At 74.0% G+C, this 1,749-nt stretch carries 2 protein-coding genes; both read left to right on the top strand.

The genetic code is table 11. The features are described 5' to 3' along the window. A partial coding sequence (locus tag ACFW3D_RS42100) for a transporter associated domain-containing protein (RefSeq protein WP_500513781.1) occupies window positions 1-741 on the top strand: 741 nt, incomplete at its 5' end. Next, window positions 738-1,749, top strand: a 1,012-nt coding sequence (locus ACFW3D_RS42095; RefSeq protein ID WP_500513779.1) for a hemolysin family protein, incomplete at its 3' end; no start/stop codon positions are given. The genes ACFW3D_RS42100 and ACFW3D_RS42095, both read left to right, overlap by 4 nt.

Here is a 1,749-nt window from a genome sequence, read left to right as displayed (position 1 = left end):
CTGGCCCGCCACTCCGCCGCCGAGGGCGTGCTGGAACCCGACTCCGCCGAGCTCTTCGTCCGCACGCTCCACCTGAGCGAGCTGACCGCGGAGAACGTCATGACCCCACGTGTGGACGTACGGGCCCTGGAGGTCCATGCGACCGCCGCGGACGCCGCGGCCCTGTCACTGGCCACCGGCCTGTCGCGCTTCCCCGTCTACCGGGACGGCCTCGACGAGGTCATCGGCACCGTCCACATCCGCGACGTGCTGGCCCTCCCGGCCGGCGAGCGCGCCGGCACGCCCGTGGGTGCCCTGGCCACGGCACCGCTGCTCGTGCCCGACAGCCTGCCCGTGAACCGGCTGCTGGACCGGATGCGCAGCCGCCGCACCATGGCCGTCGTCATCGACGAGTACGGCGGCACCGCCGGGGTCGTCACCGTCGAGGACGTCGTGGAGGAGGTCGTCGGCGACGTGCGCGACGAGCACGACCCCCAGCAGCCGCCCGACCTCGCCCCCGCGGACGACGGGTCCTGGGAGGCCGACGGCAGCGTCCGCATGGACCAGCTCGCCGGCATCGGCCTGACCGCGCCGGACGGCCCCTACGAGACCGTCGCCGGCCTCGTCTCGACGGAGCTGGCCCGCATTCCCGCCCCCGGGGACAGCGTCGATCACGACGGCTGGCGGCTGACCGTGCTCAGCGTCGACCACCACGTGGCCGAGCGGGTCCGTGTCGCACGCATCCCGGAGGACGCCCGATGACCGCGCTGCAGCTCGCCATCGGCGCCCTCACCCTGCTGACGAACGCCTTCTTCGTGGGCGGCGAGTTCGCCCTGATCTCCGTACGGCGCAGCCAGATCGAGCCACGCGCGCAAGGAGGCGACAAGCGTGCCCGCACGGTGCTCTGGGGGCTGGAGCACCTGTCCGCCCTGCTGGCCACCGCGCAGCTGGGCATCACCGTCTCCTCGCTGGTGCTGGGCGCGGTCGCCGAACCCGCCATCGCGCACCTGCTGGAGCCGGGCTTCGAGGCCGCGCACGTACCGCACGCGCTGGTGCACCCGATCTCGTTCGTGATCGCCCTCGCGGCGGCCACCTACCTGCACATGCTGGTCGGCGAGATGGTGCCCAAGAACATCGCGCTGGCCGCGCCCGAGCGCTCCGCGCTGCTGCTCGGGCCGGCGCTGGTGGCCGTCACGCGTGCGCTGCGGCCCGTGGTCTTCGGCGTCAACGCCTTCGCCAACGCCCTGCTGCGGCTGCTGCGCGTCGAGCCGAAGAACGAGGTCGCGGCGGTCTTCACCGACGACGAACTGGCCCGGCTGGTCCAGGACTCCAGCGCCGCCGGGCTGCTCGACGCCACGGGTGGCGAGCGTCTGCGCGACGCCCTGGAACTGGGCAGCCGTCCGGTGGGGGAGATCCTCGTGCCGGCCCGTCGCATGGTCACCGTCGGCGAACGGGTCACGCCGGACGAACTGGAGCGGACCGCCGCCGCGTCCGGCTACTCGCGCCTGCCGGTCACCGGTGCCGACGGCGGCGTCCTGGGCTTCCTCCACATCAAGGACACCCTCGGCGCCGCCGAGCGCGACCGCCCCTTCCCCCGGAGCGCCTTCCACCCCGTCATCCGGCTCCGCCCCACCACTCCGCTGGACGACACGCTCACCGCCCTGCGGGCCGCGGGCACCCACCTGGCCGCGGTCACCGGGGACGACGGCACGCTGCTCGGCTACGTCACCATGGAGGACGTCCTCGAGGAACTCGTCGGCCCCGCCACGG

Source organism: Streptomyces sp. NPDC058864 (assembly GCF_042742985.1).
In the GTDB taxonomy this organism is placed as follows: Bacteria; Actinomycetota; Actinomycetes; order Streptomycetales; family Streptomycetaceae; genus Actinacidiphila.
Note: the sequence above shows the minus strand (reverse complement) of the source record. Positions and strands in the feature narration are given on the sequence as shown.